At 63.0% G+C, this 940-nt stretch carries 1 protein-coding gene; it reads left to right on the top strand.

All coding sequences use genetic code 11. From position 1 onward, the window contains the following. The coding region (locus tag ABFX56_RS15885; protein WP_346234341.1) for an IS256 family transposase at positions 1–908 on the top strand (908 nt) is incomplete at its 5' end. Positions 909–940: the final 32 nt, after the last annotated feature.

A 940-nucleotide genomic window follows, 5' to 3' on the forward strand; every position in this document is an offset into this window, starting at 1 on the left:
CATCAACGATCGGCACGGAGCTGTCCCACGAGACGATCTCGAAGATCACCGACGCGGTGCTCGAGGAGGTGCTGGTCTGGCAGTCTCGACCGTTGGAGGCCCTCTACCCGGTGATCTACCTGGACGCCCTGGTGGTCAAGGTCCGGGACGGGGCGCACGTGATCAACAAGGCCGCCCATATCGCCGTCGGGGTGGACATGGACGGCATCAAACACGTCCTGGGAATCTGGGTGCAACAAACCGAGGGCGCCAAGTTCTGGGCCGGTGTGTGCGCGGAGCTGGCCAATCGGGGCATCAAAGACGTCCTCATCGTCTGCTGCGACGGGTTGACCGGGTTCCCCGAGGCGATCGAGGCGACCTGGCCGGAGGCGACCGTGCAAACCTGTGTCGTGCATCTGATCCGCGCCGCGATGCGGTTCGTGAACTACAAAGACCGCAAGGCCGTCGCCGCCGCGTTGAAGCCGATCTATACGGCCGCCACCGTCGAGGCCGCCGAGGCCGCCCTAGAGGCGTTCGCCGTCTCCGAGCTGGGCAGCCGCTACCCGACCACGGTCAAGACGTTCCAGAACGCCTGGGAGCGGTTCATCCCGTTCCTGGCGTTCCCGCCCATGCTGCGCCGGGTGATCTACACGACCAACAGCATCGAGTCGTTGAACTACCAGATGCGCAAGATCATCAAGAACCGGGGACACTTCCCGAGCGATGCCGCCGTGGTGAAACTGCTCTGGCTGGCCATCTGCAACATCGAAGACAACCGAGCCCGCGACCGGGCCAAGGAGAAAGGACGAAACCGAGACACCCGCAAGGCCGAAGGCCGACTCGTCGAGGGCCAGATCACCACGAACTGGAAACAAGCCCTCGCCCAACTCAGCCTGGCCTACCCCGAAAGAATCAACCGCTACCTATAAACCGACACTTACACAGACAACTTGACAAGCTC

The sequence above is a fragment of the Parafrigoribacterium mesophilum genome (assembly GCF_039652555.1).
GTDB classification, from domain to species: Bacteria; Actinomycetota; Actinomycetes; order Actinomycetales; family Microbacteriaceae; genus Parafrigoribacterium; species Parafrigoribacterium mesophilum.